The sequence below is a fragment of the Psychrobacter sp. LFX-11D genome, assembly GCF_904846475.1.
In the GTDB taxonomy this organism is placed as follows: Bacteria; Pseudomonadota; Gammaproteobacteria; order Pseudomonadales; family Moraxellaceae; genus Psychrobacter; species Psychrobacter cryohalolentis.
On record NZ_CAJHAV010000002.1, the window covers coordinates 275,388 to 295,335 of the forward strand.

Sequence of the window (19,948 nt, forward strand, 5' to 3'; positions counted from 1 at the left end):
TAAAAACATGATGCATGTTTAACAAACTAAGACCATAAATTACAGGCAATTTGATAATTACTACACTGATACAATTGGCGGCGCCTTAATAGTAACGGTCGCGCTGACTTCATTATTATCATTGAGTAAATTCATAATAAGCTCGTCTTCAGTTTCAGTGGTTACTTGCCAGTTGCCGTTTGCTTGCGGCACGCCCGTGGCCATCACTGAGATGGCTTTGTTTTTTAAGCGAATCATCGGTGGCTTATGCTCATAACCGCTATGCTCTAAACCTAATACATCATCAGCAATCGTTGCTGCCTGCGCACGCAGTGGCGCTACATAACGGCAGGCGACGCCATTGATAGACATACAATCACCAATCGCATAGATATTATCAGTATTGGTACGCAGCGTTGGCGCATCTACCACGATACCAGTGCGATGGTTGAACTCAACCCCAGCTGCTGTTGGCAATTTACCATCAACGGTCAAACCAGTACTGGCAATCACATGATCAACGATTAATATCTCAGATGACTGAGCATCTGCATCTTCTGCATTAGAAGCAAATGGCTCATAGCTAACTTGCAGCTTACCAATATTGTTTTCAGCTGTATTACCATCACTAATACGAACAACATCCGTTACCAGATAACCGCCCAAAAAGTTAATACCCTGTGATTTAACGGCCTCTGCAATACGAGCTGTCGCTTTTGGCGGTAGCATTTGCGATAGCGGCGCATCATTTAAATCAATTAAGGTCACCTCATGACCTGCCTTGAGCAAGTCCTCAGCAATCTCTGTCCCTACCATACCCGCACCGACAATCGCCACGTGCTGACTACCCGCTGCTAGCTTTTCTTGCAACTGCCCAAAACGCTCAATATGATTGACATGCCATACCAAATCTTGTGGCAAACTATTAGGAAAAATAGGATGAGCACCCATCGCTAAGACCAGCTTGTCATAGCTGATGGTTGCATAATTGGTATAAACAGGATCTGAGCGTAGCGCTGAGATAAGCTGTACCGTTTGCGCACCAGCATCAATGTCCGTGACTTGCGTATTGGCAAGTAAGGTCACTTGTGCCGCTTCTGCCGCATCAGCGCCAGTCGCGCGTACCAAGTCTGATGCCTGCTTGTTTTGGCTGATTGCCATGGTAAGCATCGGCTTATGATAACGATCGCCATTGTCTGTGGTGATTAAAGTAATCGACACATCTTTGTCTTTGGCACGAATGGCATCAATGACATGCCAGCCGGCTAAACCTGCACCAATGATGACAATACCTTTGGCGTCTGTTGCTGTAGTAATAGGAAATGTAGTTTCTGTGCTCATACTGACTCCATGATAGATGAGAGATTATATTGTTTTTATGATAGTGGCTGTTTATGATAGTTGCTGCCATTGTATCAGTAAACAGGTATTCACTCACGTAGGCGTTTATAAAGTCGCTTACAATAAAAAAAGCACCTATTAATAAGTGCTCTAAATATATCAATTCTAAATGACTGCTTTAATGATTGAGAATCTTTGATAAGAACATTTGCGCGCGGTCACTTTTCGCGCTTTCAAAAAACTCATCCTTGCTACAGTTTTCAACGATATGACCTTCATCCATAAAGATAATCCGATTGGCCACCTGACTGGCAAAGCCCATCTCATGGGTAACACACATCATCGTCATGCCCTCACGGGTTAGCTCAACCATGACATCAAGCACTTCTTGAATCATCTCAGGGTCAAGTGCTGAAGTTGGCTCATCAAAGAGCATTGCCACTGGATCCATTGCTAACGCACGTGCAATCGCGACACGCTGCTGCTGCCCACCGGACAGCTCAGCTGGATACTTTGCTGCTTGCGCCGTTAGTCCGACGCGGTCTAGATATGCCATGGCTTTTTGCTTGGCTTCCGCTTCTTTACGTCCCAATACTTTGATTTGCGCGACAGTCAGATTATCAACAATCGTCAGATGCGGGAACAGCTCAAAGTGCTGAAAGACCATACCGACACTACTACGTAATTTTGGCAAGTTGGTTTTTGGCGCGCCAACGGAGATACCGCTGACCATAATCTCGCCTTTTTGAAAAGGCTCTAACCCATTAACCGTTTTTATCAAGGTTGACTTGCCGCTGCCTGATGGACCACAAACGACGACGACATCGCCTTTATGCACATGGGCACTACAGCCAGACAATACTTGAAAATCACCATACCATTTACTCACATCACTCATTTGGATGACGATTTCATCGCTTGCATGACCAGTGTTAGTGACCAGTCCGCCAAATTCATTTATATACGTGTCAGTATTATTCATTACTGGCTCATTCATCACTGGCTCCTAACCACATTATTTTCATCATTATTAAATATAGCTCTTAACGTACAGGTTTCGATACGAATTTATTAAAGATCATTAGAATCTTAAACGCTTTTGTACTTGTTGTACGCCAATAGAGGCACTCAAACTGATAATAAAATAAACAGCGCCTGCTCCTAATATATAGGGCGTTAATAAACCCATCAGCTCACCGCGTACATAAGCGGCACGGAAAAAATCCGTCAAGCCAATCGCAAAAACCAATGTCGTATCTTGGAATAAAATAATACATTGCTGCAAAATCAGCGGTAGCATCTTGCGAAACGCCTGCGGCAAAATAATCAAGCGCATTGTCTGCCCATAGGTCATACCGAGCGCTTTGGCAGCATTGACCTGCCCACTGCCGATAGATTGGATACCCGCACGTACCACCTCTGAAAAATATGCCGCTTCAAACATCATAAAAGCGACTACACACGAGGTAAAGGCTGTATCGAGTTGCAGATATTTACCAGCGACCCAAAAATAAATCATCGGTACGGCAAAATAAAACCAGAGCAGCACGAGCAGCAATGGTACAGAACGGAAATAATTGACGTATAGCTTTGCAGGTATCTCAAGTGCTTTGATACCAGACAAACGCATCAAAGCCAATACCGTCCCTAAGCTGAGACCGCCTAAAATTGCTAAAAATAATACTTTTAAAGTCGTCAGCATGCCACCCATCAAACCGGGATAGGCAGTTGCAAGTTCGGTCATATTCATTTTTGACTCCCTGCAATTAGCCCAGGCACACGCAATTTACGTTCAATTAGCCCCATAATGGCAATTAAAGACAGATTAAACACCAGATAAATAATGGTCGCATAGGTATAAATCTCAAGACTGTTTTGGGTATATTCACTGATGGTTTTGGTCTGACTGATCAGCTCCATTACCCCAACCAAAGACGCAACTGAGGCGTTTTTAAAGCAGTTGGTCAGCTCTGAGCTCAGCGGCGGTAAGATAATCCGAAACGCTTGTGGCAGCAGTACTTCTTTATAGGCTTGCGGGATACTAAAGCCAAGTGCGTAGGCAGCATTGATTTGCCCTTGAGGTAGTGACTCGATACCAGTACGTACTTGTTCAACAATACGAGCTGCGGTAAATAAACCAAGACCGATACTGGCTGACAGCATGGCTGAGGTATTGGGAGACAAGTCTTTATACCACCACTCTTGTATGGATGGCGTGAGCCAACCTGGAGCGATATAAAACCAAAAAAATAATTGTACCAATAAAGGAATATTGCGGAAAAACGTCACATAAGCAGTACCGATAGCACGTGCACCTTTATTCGGCAAGGTACGCATGATGCCAAAAATAGTACCAACCACCATGGCGATTGCCCATGCAATACTGCCAATCAATAACAACCAGCCAAGACCAGTAATCATCCAATGGATATACAGCTCGCTACCGATACCGGTCTGCTCAAAGAGCACACCCCAGTTCCAGCTATAATTCATAATTGTCTCTCCGAGCAACGGTTAAAAAGCCCACGCTTTCAGACTGCTATCAAATTATTTGACAAACAATCTGAACGCGTAAGCATGCTATGTTGAGGGACAAGAAGCGTTATTGCGCAGTCGCTACTTTTGGCTGATCGCTATCATGGGGATTGGCAATCAATGCTTTTAAGTTATCTGACATCTCAAACTTTAGATTGACATTTTTTGGTGGAATTGGATTTAAGAACCATTTGTCATAGATGCTATTGATCTCGCCTGACTTAAAGACATTGGCTAGTGCTTCATCGACCACGGCTTTAAATTCTGGATCGTCTTTACGCATCATACAACCATAGATCTCAAACGATTGTGGCTCACCGACAATGACCCATTCATCTGGATTTTTTGCTTTGGCTTTTTCGCCTGCTAGCAATACATCATCCATCATAAAGGCATCGGCACGACCATTCTCTAGCATCAAGAAACCTTCGCCATGGTCTTTTGCTGAGATGACATTGATATCCATCTTTTTGTCATCGTTGTATTCACGAATATAACGCTCTGAAGTTGTACCTGCAGTCGTGACCAAGGTTTTACCCTTTAAATCATCGAAACCTTGGATACCTGAATCTTTTTTAGTCAATAAACGCGTACCGATTTCAAAGAAGCCGTTAGAAAAAGCGACTTGTTTCTGACGCTCTTCATTGTTGGTCGTTGAACCACACTCAAAATCTACTGTACCATTTTGTACTAATGGGATGCGTGTTTGTGAGGTAATAAGGTTATAGCGGATTTTTAGATCTGGCATATTCAGCTTTTGTTTGACAGCTTCTACCACTTTCATCTCTAAATCATGAGCATAGCCGATCGGCTGATTTGGATCATCAGCGATGTATGAGAACGGAATAGAAGAATCACGGTGACCGACGACGATGGTGCCTGATTCTTTGATTTTATCTAAGGTGCCGTTGGTATTTGCCGTCGCCTCAGTGGTTGCTCCATCTGCTGGCGTCGCCTCATTGCTGGTTTGGCTATTGTTGTTACAGCCTGCTAGACCTAGAGCCATAAAGGCAACTAACGTTAATGGTTTAGATATAGAGGTAGAAAGAAAGTAAGTCATGAGATATGTCCTTTTATCACATTGCCACAAGATTGGAATGACATTTAAGTGCGATAGAAACCGTAGAAAAACGCTATAAATTTGCGTTTATGGGCCCTATTGCTATGCATCCGTGCTGTTGCTGTTGTTTATCACTATGCAACTTAATGTTACTGTACAACAAATTGACTGACGAGGGTAAACTTTTTTTACTCAGCTGACTATTTTTGGTTTTTAATTTAACTAAGATAATAATCCCTAAATAAAACAAGCTCTAACGTCATTAATATAGGTACGTATTTGATAAGGCTAATAGAGAAATTCATTTTTTATAAACGTCATTTCTTACGTCAACAATCTACTATAGTCAGTCCTAAATAAAAGAAATACAAAAATCATAAGGTCTACTGGTATCAATTTTGCTTGCTGACTGTGCCTACGCAGACAGAGTCTGCGAATAATTAATCCCAGTGGCAATATATTCTTTTAAATGTATTCTTTTAAAAGTGTATCTACTATAGATACGATTGATAAATCCGCATCTATCCCCATAAAGCTAGCAACTTCTTAATCTTATAAATGACCTATGACCCAAGATACCCAAACTCCGAATGCCTCTGAACAAAATACTGATCTGATGCAAGATAACGACATTCGCCAACGCTTTTTTATTGAAGACTCTCCGGTGCGCGGTGATGTGGTGCGCTTATCGCGTAGCTATGCGACGACCATTGCGCAAAAGCCTTATCCTGAAGCACTAAAACGCTTACTCGGCGAGATGTTGACGGCTGCAAGTTTGCTGATTGGTACTGTTAAAATCAATGGTCGCTTGTCGATTCAATTGCAATCATCAGATAGCGATAGTTTGCTGAATTGGGCGATGGCTGAATGTGATCAAAACGGTATTATCCGCGCTCTTGCCAGTTGGAAAGATGATACTGACGAGCACGTACAAGCGTGGAATAATATGCTGCATGCTAAAGAAGCGTTTGCTGAACTGGGCGCTACTGGTCAAGGCGTATTATTTATCAATATCCAACCGGATGGCGGCGAGCCATATCAAGGTATTGTTGAACGTAGCCATGACAATTTGGCAGATTGTTTGGCGCATTATCAAAAGCAATCGGCACAGATTCCAACGCTGATTAATTTGGCATCTGACGGTTTACAAGCGGGTGGCATCTTGGTGCAAATGCTGCCGCGTACCGCTCAAGAAACCTACGAAGTTGAGCAAAATGAAGATGCTGGTATTGATGATGACTTGTGGATACGCTTGTCTGTATTGACGCGTACACTGAAAGCAGAAGAATTGACCACGCTTGATAGCAATGAGATTTTGTATCGCTTATATCATGAAGAAAAAGTCGTTGCTCCTGAGCCTATCTCGCTATCGTTTGGTTGTACGTGTTCACGTGAAAAGTGTGAAATGGCAATCGAGCAAATCGGCGAAACAGAAGCATTGGATATCGTTGCAGAGCAAAATGGTACCTTTGAGATGGATTGCGGATTCTGCGGTGAGATTTATAAATTTAATAAAGACGATGTGGCAGCGATTTTTGCTGAGTAGTCTTTTATCTCATTGATTTAAGTATAGTCAATTCCAAATAAAACAGATACGTTATATTCCAACGCAGTACTGGTATAAATTTTTCTGGCGTGCTGTGCCTACGCCGACAGAGGCTGCGTAAAATTCATCTCAGTCCTACTGTATCGTTTTAATACTGAATTCACTATAGTCAGTCATAAAAAAACCCTCAAGTATGATGCTTGAGGGTTTTTAGCATTAGTCTGATTATTTTGTATCTCTTATTCTAAACTTCATAGGTTTCTGGATAAGAATAAATACGCGGGTTCAGCGCATACTTTGCTTCATGTGCATCGCCTAATCTATCATCCAAGAGCCAAGCAATGATTTGCTGATGTACTCTATCGCTGTAGATTAAGTTCATATGGTTTATCCCATAAAAAATAGCTTTGTGCCCCTCTGGCACTACCAGCGTATGCTCTTCGGTATGCTCACCCAGTGCTGACTCTACCGAAACCAGCCCATCGCCCAATAAACTTGTGGTCTTAAATTCAAAATGGGTCTCGACCATCACTGCTGCTACCAGATAGGTATTCACATGCAATGGCAAGTGAGTAGGATGACGAAAATCTGCTGGTAGCACACTACGCCCCTCTAACGCTTGCCAGTCGGCATCTCGAATACTACCGTAACGCAGATCAATGATACCCGCACTGCGCATATCACCAAGCTTTGCTAATGACCCAGCAAAGGGCAATTTAGCTATTTTATCTTGGACAAAATGCCCAATCTGCTCCAAACTTGCGCCATGATGCGGTGACCCTAAAGTCACCAGATTGCTCACCCTTTTGACCCAGCTAAAACCTTGTTCTTTGCCATAAAACAGCGCGCTACGGCTTACCAAACCGCCCATACTATGACCGACCAAATCAATCTGGGTGATGTCTGGGTTATTCTCAACCAAATCTTGCAACACTTGAGCAAAGCTACGTCCATTACTTGAGATACGTCGACCTGTATTATAGTTTAAGTACAAGACAGTCGATGATGGCAAGCTATACATGAGCACTTTTGCCAGATTATTCTCACCAGATACTTTCCAGCTTAAGTGGCTTAAACAAAGTCCATGGCATAGAATAATAACGCGCCCTGACAATACAGCGCTTTGCACCCGATTATTGGTATCATACAGCACCATCGATACTGCTAATGGATTTTGATGCGTAATCAGATGATCACCCATCACTCCGTTTAGGATATTGACCATGCGCCGCAAGTTCTTTGGTAATAGTCTCACCTTTTTGGGTTTTAAAACAGTATTATAAAGGTGCAGACCTGAGGCTAAATTATTACCAATCAGCTGCACAGCCTGACGTACCGTACCATAAATGCGTCCCGTGATACCCTGTTGCCAGCGCTCGACATTTCCTTTATTAAACCGCCCTAAAGGACGCAGTAATATCTCACGGTGGATGGCTTCTACAATATCAGTCACCTCGACCACACCCATAGTCGCAAGCTGTGCCAATCCTTCAAAAAAACCAACCAATGAGAGCGGTTGATACGGTTGAACATCACTATGATTCACGCTTTTTTCAGTCAGCTCATCCACATAGATATAGTCAAGCTTATCCATTTCCTCATAGACATCGCCTTGAAATCCTATATCGATAGCAGATTGCTCATCAGAAGGACGCCGAGTCGTTGCAAATAAATCATGTATAGTTTCTAAAGGTTTTGGACTGAGCATAATGTTGACATATCAAACAGTTAAAGGGATTTTCCATACTATCCTGTAATGGTCATAAACAGAAGAGAATGATTTAACTATCAAGTATCTTTATTGTCAAAAAGCCATGTAATTATTCAATATCAAAAATTGCACACTAGTAACTACCGCCTAAAACACAAAAATCCCAAAGCCATGGCTTAGGATTTTTATGTTTGTTAAGACGTATCATTACTAATGCAAATGTCTAACTAGACAAACGACTCTGCCAGTATGACATCACCATCTTCGCGAGTAATCATGACGGTGGCTGAGCGTGGTGTACTACCTCCAGCAATAGCGCCCCACGTATTACCCGGATGCTGAATATTAATAAATAAGGTTTTAAAGTCTGGGGCCATCGTAATACCTGTGACTTCACAGCCTTCCGGACCGACGAAGAAACGTTTGATATTGTCATTATTGGCAGGCATGCCGACTCGGGTTTGTTGCCCCGCTGACGTAGTAGTGAGGGTTCCATCGCTGACATTGCCCGGTAGCGCTGCTAGCAACATACAGCTGCTGGTATCGGTATAAGCACCGTCATCTGTTTGAATCCATAAGACGCCACGTGGATCAAAGTATAAGCCGTCGGGGGAAGAAAAGTCATTATTGTCATTTAATTGTGATAAGTTTTCTGCTGATAAATCACTCGGCGCAGCAAATAAATAAATATCCCATTCAAAACTGGTTGCCGCATGATCGCCCCCTGCTTCTGCCCAGCGAATAATATGACCATTGTCATTACCACGCGCTTTGCCGCCAGTATTATAGCTGCGCGGATTGGGCGCTGAAAGTGGCTGATCATCACGTACACCACGATATTTATTATTGGTCAATGTCACATATACATCGCCCGTTATGGGACTGACCGACACCCACTCTGGTCGATCCATTTTGGTGGCCCCGACCACATCTGCTGCTGCACGAGCAAAGACCAACACTTCATCTTGTCCATGAAAAGGCAAGACCGTATTGGAGACGTCCAGTCCATTTTGACCGTGAATCAACGCTTTCCATTCACCGCGGCCATTTTCATTAAAGATAGCAACATAGAGCGTACCCTCATTCAAATACTTGTCACCTGCTTTTAATCCACCGCCGATATCAGCATTTGACCATGTGGCTTTGGAGACGAACTTATAGATATATTCCCCTCGAGCATCATCACCCATATAAAAAACCACCGGTTTGCCTTGTTCAACAGGAGCATAGGCGCAATTTTCATGAGCAAAACGCCCTAGTGCCGTGCGCTTTTGCGGTATGGAATTCTGATCAAAAGGATCAATTTCGGTGATATAGCCAAAGGTATTAAAGCCATTTCTATAATCGTCTGCAGCGCTAGCACTAGCGGCGGTCATATCCCAGCGTGAAAACTCATCGCTTATCTTGGCATCTTTAGCATCAGGGGTATGCCATAAATATTCCCAACCAGGGAAGTTTTCCGTTGCCCCGTAGCGTTCGCGACCATAGTTATGCCCAGCGCTTAATTGGCTAGCATCTTGCCCACGGGCAAATACCCCTAAAAAGTTTTCTTCGGTGGTCAGATAAGTGCCCCAAGGTGACAAACCTGCACCGCAGTTATTATTGATGCCGCGAGTCTGAAAGCCTGTCGGATCAAACTTAGTTTTGACCAAATCAGAGCCCGCAACAGGTCCTGTCAACTGCGCCGTACTACTACTCGTGAGACGGCGATTATATTTCGAATCAGCCACCATCTCATAGCCCATGCCATCAGCGCGGCGTTTCATCTCGACCACCGCCACTCCATGACAATTAACCTCACGGCGCACGTCGCTAGCAAGTCGACGATTTTGAAAGATGGGTGCGGCGTTGTTATCTTGGATCACATGATAGCCAAAAGGGCTTAGCTCACTACTGTTTACATACTCATGATTCATCACCAGTAGCCCATTCTCTGCCGCTTTGGCATCATATGCGCCGCCCTTTTTGCCAAAAAACCACATGCCATCATGATTATCACCCATGCGCCATTCGAATGACTCAGCCGACTGCTCTCGATTGTCTTTCCAGTCATCAATACCAGATATCAGCGGCGTGCCAAGTGGTAATATCATCTCGGCCTTATAGCCTGCTGCCACGCTCATCGTTTCGGCAGTTGAATGCGCCACTGCGGTAAACTTCAAAGTTTCGGGACGTTTGAGATCACCTTGTGCAGGGACAGCAGCAGCATTGCCATTATTTTTGGCAGGAATACTATCATCGTCATCGCTACAGCCGACTAAAGGTAGCGCGCCAAAAAACGCCGCCGCTGTTAATCCTGTGCCACCTTTTAGGATACTACGCCGATTTAAACGACGACTAATAATGGTTTGAAAATCGATATTGTCGGTCGGATTAGAATCTTCAACGACTTCATGGGCAAGTGGTTGTTTGTTATTCAATAATGTCATTATCAGTCACCTTGCTGTTAGGCTTGATTGGCATGAGAGAGTTGATTACAGTCTTGTAATTGCAATCACCGAAATACGAATTATGCCTAAGTCTACTGAGTGTTTATGACAGTATGTTGAAAACCAAATGCCAATTTGATAGTAATGTGACGATAACCTCATGACAAATGGCTATTACCCCTGATAAACCAAAAAAATCCCAAGTGTGAACTTGGGATTTTTTGGTAGTGTTAATGCATGTAAAAACTTATATGATACTACTGCGATAAGAAATTATCGAACTTGCACCTGCCATTCATGAGTGCCAAGCTTGAATGTTAGCGTATCATCTGCTTGCAATACTCCAACGCCGCTCGGCGTACCAGTCATAATCACATCGCCTGCTTGTAAGCTAAAGGCATGGCTAATCTCTGCTAGTAGCTCATACACTGGAAATAGCATTAAGGCACTATCACCATCTTGCTTCAGCTCGTCATTGATATAGAGCTGATATTCGACATGGCAAAAATCACCAAACGCTTGCGGATCAATCCAATCGGCAAGCACACAAGCACCATCGAAACATTTAGCACGCTCCCATGGATGACCTTTTTCTTTGAGCTTGCTTTGCAAGTCACGCAGGGTCAAATCAAGTCCCAAAGTCACGCCACTTATCGCTTGCTTTGCTTGTTCAACCGTTGCTGCCGATAAGTCGGCTACCAGCTGAATGCATAGCTCTGCTTCGTAATGAGTGTCGCCATATAGCGCTGGATTTGGACGGACAATATCATTGTGCACACTGACCACTGATGATGCTGGCTTCATGAATAAGATAGGCGATTTTGGTATCTCATTGCCAAGCTCACGCGCGTGTTCTGCATAGTTACGGCCCACGCAGATGACCTTGCCGATGGATTCTCGTACGCTATCATTAATGGTGGCAATACTCGCGTCATCCTTGACGCTGGCAGCAATTGTATCGACTAAGGATATAGATCGTGATTGGCTCATACTAGGCGCTCACAGCAAATGATTGATATTTTAAAAAGCAAAACATACTGCACTATTTATCACAACGTTAATGATAAGTTTTATTCATGACAAATCATTAGCCGACGGTATGAGTAGTCACATCTGGTGGTACATAACTTGCGTGACGATTCATGCGCTTTTCAAACATTCTAAAGCTAAATAAAATCACCCACGACAACAAGAGATAAACGATACCAGCAGCGAAGAACAGCTCCATCAAGGTATAAGTACGTGCACTAATGGTACGGGCAACGCCTGTGATATCCATCAAAGCAATCGTTGACGCTAGCGCACTACCTTTCAGCATAAAGATTACTTCGTTGCTGTATGCCGGAATTACAATACCAAAGGCACGCGGTAACGTAATACGGGTCAGTTTCTGCCATTTTGACATCCCGATTGCATCGGCAGCTTCAAGCTCACCGACCGGAATATTTTGAATAGCACCGCGGATAATCTCGGCTAAATACGCACTGGTATTTAGGGTAAAGGCAATGATAGCACACCAGTAAGCTTGGCTAAGAACTGGCTCCCATAGGAACGAATTACGTACCGCTTCGAACTGCCCAAGACCATAGTAAATCAAAAATATCTGTACCAGTAATGGCGTGCCACGGAAAAAGAAGATATATAGAAAAGGGAGTATCTGTACCACCCAATTTTTAGACAGCCGTAACAGCGCCAAAACCAAACCAAAAAATAAGCCAATAATACCCGAGAACAAAACCAGCTGTACGGTCAATACCGCGCCACCGAGTAAGTCTGGGATATGATCAAAAATAACCTGCCAATTCCATTCCATAGTGTCTTCCCCTTTATCCTATGGTCGATTGACGGTGAGTGGTTTGACGGCTGAGCTTTTTAGCATAACGCGCCGCCGGATTGGCACGCCATTCAAGCCACATCATAAAGCCAGTAATCAGCATGGTCAAACCTAAATAAATTATTGCCGCTGCCATATAAAAGGTAAATGGCTGCTGTGTTGATTGCGCGGCGCGCGAGGACTGATACATGATATCTTTGAGACCTACGACCGACACCAGTGCCGTATCTTTAAGCAAAACCAAAAATAGATTACCCAAACCTGGCAATGCAATCTGCCATACTTGCGGTAAGGTTATGCGATAAAAAGTCTGAAAAGGACGCATACCAATCGCTTGCGCCGCTTCTCGCTGTCCTATAGGAATCTCTTGAATCGACATACGGAAGATTTCAGTCGCATAAGCACCAAAAGCAATAGAAAGTGCCATCACGCCGCCCCAAAAAGCGCTAATCTCGACATAGTCGTTATAGCCGAACTTTTTGAGGATGCTCATTAGCAGTATAGAGCCGCCATAGTAGATAAACAGTACCAATAGCAGCTCAGGAATACCGCGCATCGTGGCGGTATAGACAGTCGCAATTTTGCGCAGCAGCCAGATATTAGATAGCTTTGCTGTGGCACCGAGCAAACCTAAGAACATGCCGATGATCAGACTGGTCATGGCAAGCTGTATGGTGACGGTAGCGCCGCTCAATAAAAGCGCGCCAAATCCTTGTAAGTCAAACACGATTATCCACTCAGTCTCTTTATATTAGCAAATTGCAAAATATGAGTTAAAAAAATCAGCATCAATAGCTGAATACAGTTAATAAACGTACTTTAGACCCAAGAAATATGAGTCATTTGCGTCATAGACTGACGCTAGATTAATACGGTTATTGCCGCGATAATTGACACAGTAGAAATGAGCGCTGATTTTATCATATTCATTCGCCGCTATGTTAATACTGACGTGTAAAAGCATCGCCTAAATAGATATCTATCTCTTTAAAAGGCCGATAATTTGGTTAAATAACAGCAAATCTGTTGGTTAATAATGCCTACAATAATAGCGTGACTGTAAATAAGGACACAAGAAAAAGGACATCACCATAATGGTGATGTCCTCATGCTTATTAACACAATATGAATGCAGTCGTGAAAACAGTAATACTACTGAGCCTTTACTGTGTAGCACTATCTATAGCTGGTGCTTCTGTTAGTGTCGCACTTGCTGGCACAGCAAAGTATTTTTGATTGATCTTATCATAAGTGCCATTGGCTTTAATATTGCTCAATGAGGTATTAATTTTTGCTTGTAGAGCTTCATCATTCGGACGGACGGCAATCGCAAAGTTATCATTGATATCAATCTCCGCGCCCTTTAACACATAATTATTACCGGACGTCGAGCTGAGCCATTCAATCGCTGGCAGTTTATCCGATATCATGGCATCGACGCGACCAGCACCCAAATCTAAAAACGCATTACTTAATGTATCATATAGCTTCATATCCGCTTTTGGATAAGTGTTTTCTAGCCACTGTGATGAGATGGTGGAGCGCTGAGCGGCGATAGAATGGGCATTAATATCAGTCACCTTAGCAGGGTCAAAGGTGCTGTCTTTTTTGGCTAAAAACACTAGCGCATTGCTAAAATACGGATCCGTAAAAGCGACTTGTTGAGCGCGCTCAGGGGTGACTGACATCGCAGCGACGATAGCGTCATATTTACCAGCCTTGAGACCGGGGATGATGCCGTCCCAATCTTGCGCCACAATCTCACAAGTTACTTGCATATCAGCACAGATAGCATTGGCAATTTCGATATCAAAACCGCCGAGCGTGCCATCTGCATTGGTATAGTTAAAGGGCGCATAAGCACCCTCAGTACCGATACGCAGCACATTACCCTCTGTCGCATCTGCTTTTTTCTCAGCTGTCTCCGCAGTATTATTAGCGTCTGAGTTAGTACTTTCAGCCCCTTTATCTTGACCGTTACTACAACCGACTAAAGCTAAAAATGCTGCCACTGCTAGCATAGGTTTTGAAAACCGCTGACTGGTCACTGAATTTGAGCCTATGACAAGATGGTTGCTCATAATCATCCTTGAGTTTATTACGTCGTGAAATTTTGATAAGTGCTGGCAAATATGCATTCCTCAAAACTTAGGATCAATACATATTTGTCATCACAGGTATTAGTTTGCTGTCGCTTGCTCTTCTTTAGCAATCGCCGTATCAGCATCGACACTAGCTTTATCCATAACTACTACTTCTTTGATATCACTAGTAGCGACTGCTTTTTGAGCAGCAGTGGTTGAGCTGGTACCAAAATAGCTACCCGTGATTTGATCATAAGTGCCATTGTCTTTTAGCTCAGCCAAGGCTTTATTGAATTTGGCAACCAATGGATCGCCTTTACGGAAAGCGATACCCATCGCATCATCATTGGTGCTGATTTCTTGACCTTTGACCTCATAGTCTTTACCAGCTTCTGTTTTTAGCCAGTCAATACCAGTCACTTTATCAGACATCATCGCCCGCACACGACCTGACGTTAGATCCAGATACGCATTGTCTTGGGTATCATAAAGTTTGATATCAGCATCAGCATGTTTATCTTGTAGATATTGCGAGGCAACAGTTGAACGCTGTGAGGCAATTGGCTGACCTTTTAAAGCGTCAACACTAACATCGTCGCCTTTTTTACCGATTAAGATAATGCCGCTATGAAAGTAAGGTTCGCTAAATTCGACCACTTCTTTGCGCTCAGGGGTGATTGACATACCAGCGATGGCAGCGTCAAACTTCTGCGCATTTAAGCCTGGAATCAAGCCATCCCAATCCTGTGAGATCACTTCGCATTTGGCTTTCATTTGCGCACATAGTGCGTCAACCAATTCAATCTCATAGCCGATTAATTTGCCATCAGCATCGGTATAACTAAAAGGTTTATAGCTTGATTCTGTCGCGATTTTGATATTTAAAGGCGTATCAGTTGCAGCAGCTGTTTCAGTGCTTTCTGTCGGTGTAGAGCTGTTGTTACAGCCAGCTAGCATCAGCATGGCAGCGCTTAGTGGCGCTAACCACAAGGCTTTTTTGGTCATTGACGAGGTCATTGAAATGATCATAGTGGTTATTCCTTAATATATTTACCAGCCGTATATATATCCGCCACTTAAGAAGGATATAAACAATCGACGCTAATGATTACAGATTATTGACCAAAGTTTTGCTGCTCAAGACGGGCAAGCTCACCGTTACTGCGAATTTCACTCAGCGCTTTATTAAAGTCTTCTTTAATGGCATCGCCTTTACGGACAGCAATCGCAATATTGTCATCATTGTCAATCTCATCACCCACGATACCGAAGCCTTCAGGGTTGTCTGCTAACCATGATTTTGCTGATACTTTTTCAGCCAATACAACATCACTACGACCAGACTTTAGGTCCAAATAAGCATTGTCATAATTGTCATAAAGCTTAACGGTATTGCCGTCTTTGCCTTCATAATTGTCTTGTAAATAAGCACCCGGCGTCGTTGAACGTTGACCACCAAGCGTCAGATTTTTGATAACTTTAGGATCAAAGCTGCCTTTGGTATCGGTCAGCCAAACCATCGTATTGGCAAAGTAAGGCTCGCTGAAATCGACTTTTTCTTGACGTTCAGCGGTAATAGACATACCAGCGATAACGGCATCGTATTTTTGCGCCAATAAACCTGGAATAATACCGTCCCAATCTTGAGCGACAATTTCACATTTGGCTTGCATCTGCTCACATAGAGCATTGGCAACATCGATATCGAAACCCGCCAAACTGCCATCGGCATTGGTATAGTTAAAAGGAGGGTATGCTCCTTCAGTCGCAATACGAATGGTCTTGCCAGCGGTTCCTGCTGCCGGTGCATCTGAATTGGCATCAGCAGCGTCATTGGCAGGTTGGCTACAAGCACCTAACATGAGCGCGGCTGTAACGGTCATCGATGACCACAATAGGCGAGAATTCGACATCATACGTTCCTTAAATTCTGATGGATTTTTAAGATGATTTTTAATCTCTAATTTTTAATACAGTGTTCTGGTATATTTTCTCTGACTTCCCTGCCAGATAAGTTACTCAGATTCAGGCAACTGCATATTCAGGCTGTGAGATATTTAGGTATATGGAGAAGTGCTATACATACCCGCTCACAAGTCTTTTGATAATACCTGAGTGGAATATCAAAAACAAACGTTTTGCATACCGACTGTGATTATTGAGTAATAAAGGCACGAATAGACTTACTGATGTGCAATCTTAGCGTTTTAAACAATTATTGCTAAGATTGCGATTTTACTAGATTTAAGCAATGGATTAATTTTGACGATGTGAAGCCATAAAGTCTCTAACGCGCTCAGACTTAGGGTTATCAAAGACTTGCTCAGGTGTACCAATCTCTTCAATAACGCCTTGGTGTAAAAACACCACTTTACTAGAAACGTCACGAGCGAAACGCATCTCATGGGTCACAATCAACATCGTGCGACCCTCTGCGGCTAGCTCTCGCATCACCGCAAGCACTTCATTGACCAGCTCAGGATCTAATGCAGATGTCGGTTCATCAAATAATAATACCTGTGGCTGCATAGCAAGAGCGCGTGCAATAGCAACACGCTGACGCTGACCACCAGATAGATTCGCTGGGTAAGCGTCTTTTTTATCGAGCAAACCCACTTTATCAAGCAGCTTTTCAGCATCGCTAATGGCTTGGTCTTTTTTTATTTTTAAGACTTGTATTGGCCCTTCGATGATATTGTCAATAATCGTTTTATGTGGCCATAGATTGAAATTCTGAAAGACAAAGCCCACGCGTGCGCGCAAGTGTTCTAGCTGTTTGATATCAGCCGCTTGCAATTCGCCTGACTTAGCTGGCTTTAGCATCAGCTCATCTTTACCGATAATAATGCGACCGTGATTGGGCTTTTCGAGCAAATTGATACAGCGCAGCAGGGTCGACTTACCTGAGCCAGACGAGCCTAAAATAGAGATAACATCGCCGTCATAGGCAGTTAGAGATACGCCTTTCAGTACGGCCAATGAGCCGAAACTTTTATGGATATCTTGTAAATCTAAAGCGATAGGTCGAGTCGGATTATTTGCAGTATCAAGCATGGTTTAGCAGACTTCCAATAAATATGAATGAAAACATGACGTAAAAAGGTACTTAGCATTAAAAAGGCGTTTGGCAATAAATTACCTTTATAAAATAAGGCCCATAATATACAGTCAATTATGGGCCTTATTTTATCATCTTAATAGCGTGAGCGCTGTTTTATCTGCCACATTAGTAGCTTGAGACGTGCTCTTCGCTTTCAGTACCGTCCATCATCTCTGCATCATCCGCAGTTGCTACGGCCACATCATCCGTGCTACTGACAGCCATATCATTGTCAGCAGTTGCTATCGCAACATCGTCAGCATTACCGGCAGTAGCCACACCCGTGGCTTCCTCTTCTACCGAAGTCTGCGCATCGACTGCTGGCGCCGTCTCTACCGGTGGCTCTTCTTTCTTACCACAGGCACTTAGCGTCAATGCCGCTGCAACCAACCCAACGCCCAACCAGTTTTTGTACGCGCCAGATTTTTGAATTTGTGGTTGATCAATGGTCATATTTATTCTCCAATATTTTTATTTACTATCATTAATTTCTACTATGAATAGCTATCATGTAGCCGAGCGAGTTTAAAAATAACGTGTCAAAGCTAAAATGAATCTTTTACTGCTTAGCGCTCACTATACGGACGATTCATAGCGACTACCTTAGTAATTGCAGTCTATTTCTGTTAAAAATACGTAACCATCAATCCAATGCCCAATCATGACTATCATATAAAGACAAGTGACTTCTATTCACAAAATCGGCTTTACTATCGACCTAATCTCCTCTATGTTAAATAGCAGAGTGCCATTAGAGCGCTAAAGAACACTGATTGTTTTCTATTTATAACTATAAGGAAGAATATTTATGAGTCAAACCAATACCACAGACGTAACCGCTTATATGCAAAATGTTGGTAAAGAAGCGCGCGCTGCATCCAGAGCACTGGCTGCTGCCAATACAGGTGACAAAAATGCTGCACTGATGGCGATTCACGATGTATTAAAGAACGCTAAGCAAGATATCTTAGCCGCCAATAAAGTCGATATGGACAATGGACAAAAGAACGACCTAGATGCTGCGCTGCTTGATCGCTTGGAGTTAAATGACGCCCGTTTTGATGGCATGCTACAAGGTCTAAAAGACGTTGCGGCATTGCCTGACCCTATTGGTGAGGTTACAGACATGACGTATCGTCCGTCGGGTATTCATCTGGGCAAAATGCGCGTGCCACTTGGTGTAGTCGGTATGATCTATGAGTCGCGTCCCAATGTTACTTTGGAAGCAGCCTCCCTCGCACTAAAGTCAGGTAACGCCATCATTTTACGTGGCGGCTCTGAAGCATTTGAGTCCAATCAAGCGATTGCCAGATGTATTTTAGAAGGACTAAAAAACGTTGGTATGTCTGAGTATAGTGTCCAAGTGCTAGAGACCACTGACCGTGCTGCCGTCGGTGAGCTTATCACTATGACAGAATATGTTGATGTTATCGTACCACGCGGCGGTAAAGGGTTGATTGAGCGTATCAGCCGCGATGCACGCGTGCCTGTCATTAAGCACTTAGATGGCAACTGTCATACCTTTATCGACAGTGATGCTGATCCTGAGATTGCCATTAACGTGAGTGTCAATGCCAAAACCCATCGCTATGGTACTTGTAATACCATGGAAACCTTGTTGGTCGATGAAGCCATCGCTGATGAGCTGTTACCAAAAATTGCCGAAGCCATCGTTGAAGCCGATAATGCGATGCAACTACGTCTTGATGGTAAAGCGCAGGCTATTCTGAACGATAACACTACCCTTAAAGGCCATTTATCAGCCGCCACCGCGGAAGATTGGGATACTGAATATCTCGCCCCTATCCTCGCGATTAAAATATTATCCGGCATTGATGAGGCGATTGAGCATATCAACACCCATGGCAGTCATCATACCGATGTTATCATTACAGATAACTATACCAAGTCACAGAGATTTATCCGCGAAATCGACTCGGCAAGCGTGATGATTAACGCCTCTAGCCGTTTTGCCGATGGTTTTGAATATGGTCTTGGTGCCGAAATTGGTATCTCAACTGACAAGATTCATGCGCGTGGACCAGTCGGACTTGAAGGCTTAACTTCACAAAAGTGGATTGTTTATGGTCATGGCGAAACGCGTGCCTAATTTATTACGTCTTCACTACAATCTATAATGTCGTCTGCAGTATAATTGTTACAGAACGTCAGCTTAATTGCTGGCGTTTTTTTATTTTTACTACACATGTTGTATATGACATATAGTCAGGGAAAAACAATATCGATACATCACGTACTACTGGTATCAATTTTTCTTGCTTGCTGTGCCTACGCAGACAGAGGCGGCAAAAAATTTATACCAGCAGCA

Annotated in this window: 17 protein-coding genes; 2 read left to right on the forward strand and 15 right to left on the reverse strand. The window is 43.4% G+C overall.

The annotated features are described in order from the left end of the window. Positions 1-60: 60 nt before the first annotated feature. From JMX75_RS02750 to JMX75_RS02770, 5 genes are all read right to left on the reverse strand, one after another. Positions 61-1,320 carry an NAD(P)/FAD-dependent oxidoreductase gene (locus tag JMX75_RS02750; protein ID WP_201530846.1) on the reverse strand — a complete coding sequence of 420 codons (1,260 nt, stop codon included), beginning with the start codon at positions 1,318-1,320 and terminating at the stop codon, positions 61-63. A 178-nt stretch (positions 1,321-1,498) separates the two neighbouring features. Beyond that, positions 1,499-2,218: an amino acid ABC transporter ATP-binding protein gene (locus tag JMX75_RS02755; protein WP_041753349.1), complete on the reverse strand. Its 720-nt coding sequence runs from the start codon at positions 2,216-2,218 to the stop codon at positions 1,499-1,501. A 183-nt stretch (positions 2,219-2,401) separates the two neighbouring features. Beyond that, on the reverse strand, positions 2,402-3,070 hold the full coding sequence (locus tag JMX75_RS02760; protein WP_011512706.1) for an ABC transporter permease subunit: 669 nt from the start codon (positions 3,068-3,070) through the stop codon (positions 2,402-2,404). Beyond that, positions 3,067-3,813, reverse strand: a complete 747-nt coding sequence (locus JMX75_RS02765; protein ID WP_011512705.1) for an amino acid ABC transporter permease — start codon at positions 3,811-3,813, stop codon at positions 3,067-3,069. The genes JMX75_RS02760 and JMX75_RS02765 overlap by 4 nt, the downstream gene beginning before the upstream one ends. Before the next feature lie 109 nt (positions 3,814-3,922). Beyond that, positions 3,923-4,915, reverse strand: coding sequence for a glutamate/aspartate ABC transporter substrate-binding protein (locus JMX75_RS02770; RefSeq protein ID WP_201530848.1), 993 nt, complete (start codon positions 4,913-4,915; stop codon positions 3,923-3,925). Between the two features lie 565 nt (positions 4,916-5,480). Between JMX75_RS02770 and JMX75_RS02775 the strand changes: the two genes are divergently transcribed. Then, positions 5,481-6,461 carry an Hsp33 family molecular chaperone HslO gene (locus JMX75_RS02775; RefSeq protein WP_201530850.1) on the forward strand — a complete coding sequence of 327 codons (981 nt, stop codon included), beginning with the start codon at positions 5,481-5,483 and terminating at the stop codon, positions 6,459-6,461. 244 nt (positions 6,462-6,705) lie between these two features. Here the strand turns inward: JMX75_RS02775 and JMX75_RS02780 are convergent, their stop codons facing one another. The 10 genes from JMX75_RS02780 to JMX75_RS02825 all read right to left on the reverse strand — a co-directional run bounded on the left by JMX75_RS02780 (position 6,706) and on the right by JMX75_RS02825 (position 18,072). Next, positions 6,706-8,169, reverse strand: a complete 1,464-nt coding sequence (locus JMX75_RS02780; RefSeq protein ID WP_201530852.1) for an alpha/beta fold hydrolase — start codon at positions 8,167-8,169, stop codon at positions 6,706-6,708. 230 nt (positions 8,170-8,399) lie between these two features. Continuing rightward, a complete protein-coding gene (locus JMX75_RS02785) occupies positions 8,400-10,601 on the reverse strand; it encodes a PhoX family protein (protein WP_133103787.1) in 2,202 nt (733 codons plus the stop codon). A 273-nt stretch (positions 10,602-10,874) separates the two neighbouring features. After that, positions 10,875-11,591 carry a fumarylacetoacetate hydrolase family protein gene (locus JMX75_RS02790; protein ID WP_227672975.1) on the reverse strand — a complete coding sequence of 239 codons (717 nt, stop codon included), beginning with the start codon at positions 11,589-11,591 and terminating at the stop codon, positions 10,875-10,877. A gap of 97 nt (positions 11,592-11,688) precedes the next feature. Beyond that, positions 11,689-12,414, reverse strand: a complete 726-nt coding sequence (locus JMX75_RS02795; RefSeq protein ID WP_201530854.1) for an ABC transporter permease — start codon at positions 12,412-12,414, stop codon at positions 11,689-11,691. Between the two features lie 13 nt (positions 12,415-12,427). Further along, the gene (locus JMX75_RS02800; RefSeq protein ID WP_020442682.1) at positions 12,428-13,162 is read right to left on the reverse strand and encodes an ABC transporter permease; all 735 of its coding nucleotides are present in this window, start codon (positions 13,160-13,162) and stop codon (positions 12,428-12,430) included. Positions 13,163-13,598: 436 nt separating this feature from the next. Next, positions 13,599-14,516 (reverse strand): ABC transporter substrate-binding protein, encoded by a 918-nt coding sequence (locus tag JMX75_RS02805; protein ID WP_149408868.1) that lies wholly within the window; start codon positions 14,514-14,516, stop codon positions 13,599-13,601. 99 nt (positions 14,517-14,615) lie between these two features. Then, positions 14,616-15,548 carry a transporter substrate-binding domain-containing protein gene (locus tag JMX75_RS02810; protein WP_011512696.1) on the reverse strand — a complete coding sequence of 311 codons (933 nt, stop codon included), beginning with the start codon at positions 15,546-15,548 and terminating at the stop codon, positions 14,616-14,618. Positions 15,549-15,634: 86 nt separating this feature from the next. Beyond that, the gene (locus JMX75_RS02815) at positions 15,635-16,435 is read right to left on the reverse strand and encodes a transporter substrate-binding domain-containing protein (protein WP_201530856.1); all 801 of its coding nucleotides are present in this window, start codon (positions 16,433-16,435) and stop codon (positions 15,635-15,637) included. Positions 16,436-16,775: 340 nt separating this feature from the next. Then, entirely contained in the window at positions 16,776-17,573 is a 798-nt protein-coding gene (locus tag JMX75_RS02820; protein ID WP_133103790.1) for an ABC transporter ATP-binding protein, read from the reverse strand. 172 nt (positions 17,574-17,745) lie between these two features. After that, positions 17,746-18,072, reverse strand: a complete 327-nt coding sequence (locus JMX75_RS02825; RefSeq protein ID WP_201530858.1) for a hypothetical protein — start codon at positions 18,070-18,072, stop codon at positions 17,746-17,748. A 355-nt stretch (positions 18,073-18,427) separates the two neighbouring features. Between JMX75_RS02825 and JMX75_RS02830 the strand changes: the two genes are divergently transcribed. Continuing rightward, the gene (locus tag JMX75_RS02830; RefSeq protein WP_201530860.1) at positions 18,428-19,729 is read left to right on the forward strand and encodes a glutamate-5-semialdehyde dehydrogenase; all 1,302 of its coding nucleotides are present in this window, start codon (positions 18,428-18,430) and stop codon (positions 19,727-19,729) included. The last annotated feature ends 219 nt before the right edge of the window (positions 19,730-19,948 follow it).

Bases quoted from the DNA above. Each gene is read 5' to 3' on its own strand.
- JMX75_RS02750 (WP_201530846.1), bottom strand. From the start codon at position 1,320: ATGAGCACAGAAACTACATTTCCTATTACTACAGCAACAGACGCCAAA.
- JMX75_RS02755 (WP_041753349.1), bottom strand. From the start codon at position 2,218: ATGAGTGATGTGAGTAAATGGTATGGTGATTTTCAAGTATTGTCTGGC.
- JMX75_RS02760 (WP_011512706.1), bottom strand. From the start codon at position 3,070: ATGAATATGACCGAACTTGCAACTGCCTATCCCGGTTTGATGGGTGGC.
- JMX75_RS02765 (WP_011512705.1), bottom strand. From the start codon at position 3,813: ATGAATTATAGCTGGAACTGGGGTGTGCTCTTTGAGCAGACCGGTATC.
- JMX75_RS02770 (WP_201530848.1), bottom strand. From the start codon at position 4,915: ATGACTTACTTTCTTTCTACCTCTATATCTAAACCATTAACGTTAGTT.
- JMX75_RS02775 (WP_201530850.1), top strand. From the start codon at position 5,481: ATGACCCAAGATACCCAAACTCCGAATGCCTCTGAACAAAATACTGAT.
- JMX75_RS02780 (WP_201530852.1), bottom strand. From the start codon at position 8,169: ATGCTCAGTCCAAAACCTTTAGAAACTATACATGATTTATTTGCAACG.
- JMX75_RS02785 (WP_133103787.1), bottom strand. From the start codon at position 10,601: ATGACATTATTGAATAACAAACAACCACTTGCCCATGAAGTCGTTGAA.
- JMX75_RS02790 (WP_227672975.1), bottom strand. From the start codon at position 11,591: ATGAGCCAATCACGATCTATATCCTTAGTCGATACAATTGCTGCCAGC.
- JMX75_RS02795 (WP_201530854.1), bottom strand. From the start codon at position 12,414: ATGGAATGGAATTGGCAGGTTATTTTTGATCATATCCCAGACTTACTC.
- JMX75_RS02805 (WP_149408868.1), bottom strand. From the start codon at position 14,516: ATGAGCAACCATCTTGTCATAGGCTCAAATTCAGTGACCAGTCAGCGG.
- JMX75_RS02810 (WP_011512696.1), bottom strand. From the start codon at position 15,548: ATGATCATTTCAATGACCTCGTCAATGACCAAAAAAGCCTTGTGGTTA.
- JMX75_RS02815 (WP_201530856.1), bottom strand. From the start codon at position 16,435: ATGATGTCGAATTCTCGCCTATTGTGGTCATCGATGACCGTTACAGCC.
- JMX75_RS02820 (WP_133103790.1), bottom strand. From the start codon at position 17,573: ATGCTTGATACTGCAAATAATCCGACTCGACCTATCGCTTTAGATTTA.
- JMX75_RS02825 (WP_201530858.1), bottom strand. From the start codon at position 18,072: ATGACCATTGATCAACCACAAATTCAAAAATCTGGCGCGTACAAAAAC.
- JMX75_RS02830 (WP_201530860.1), top strand. From the start codon at position 18,428: ATGAGTCAAACCAATACCACAGACGTAACCGCTTATATGCAAAATGTT.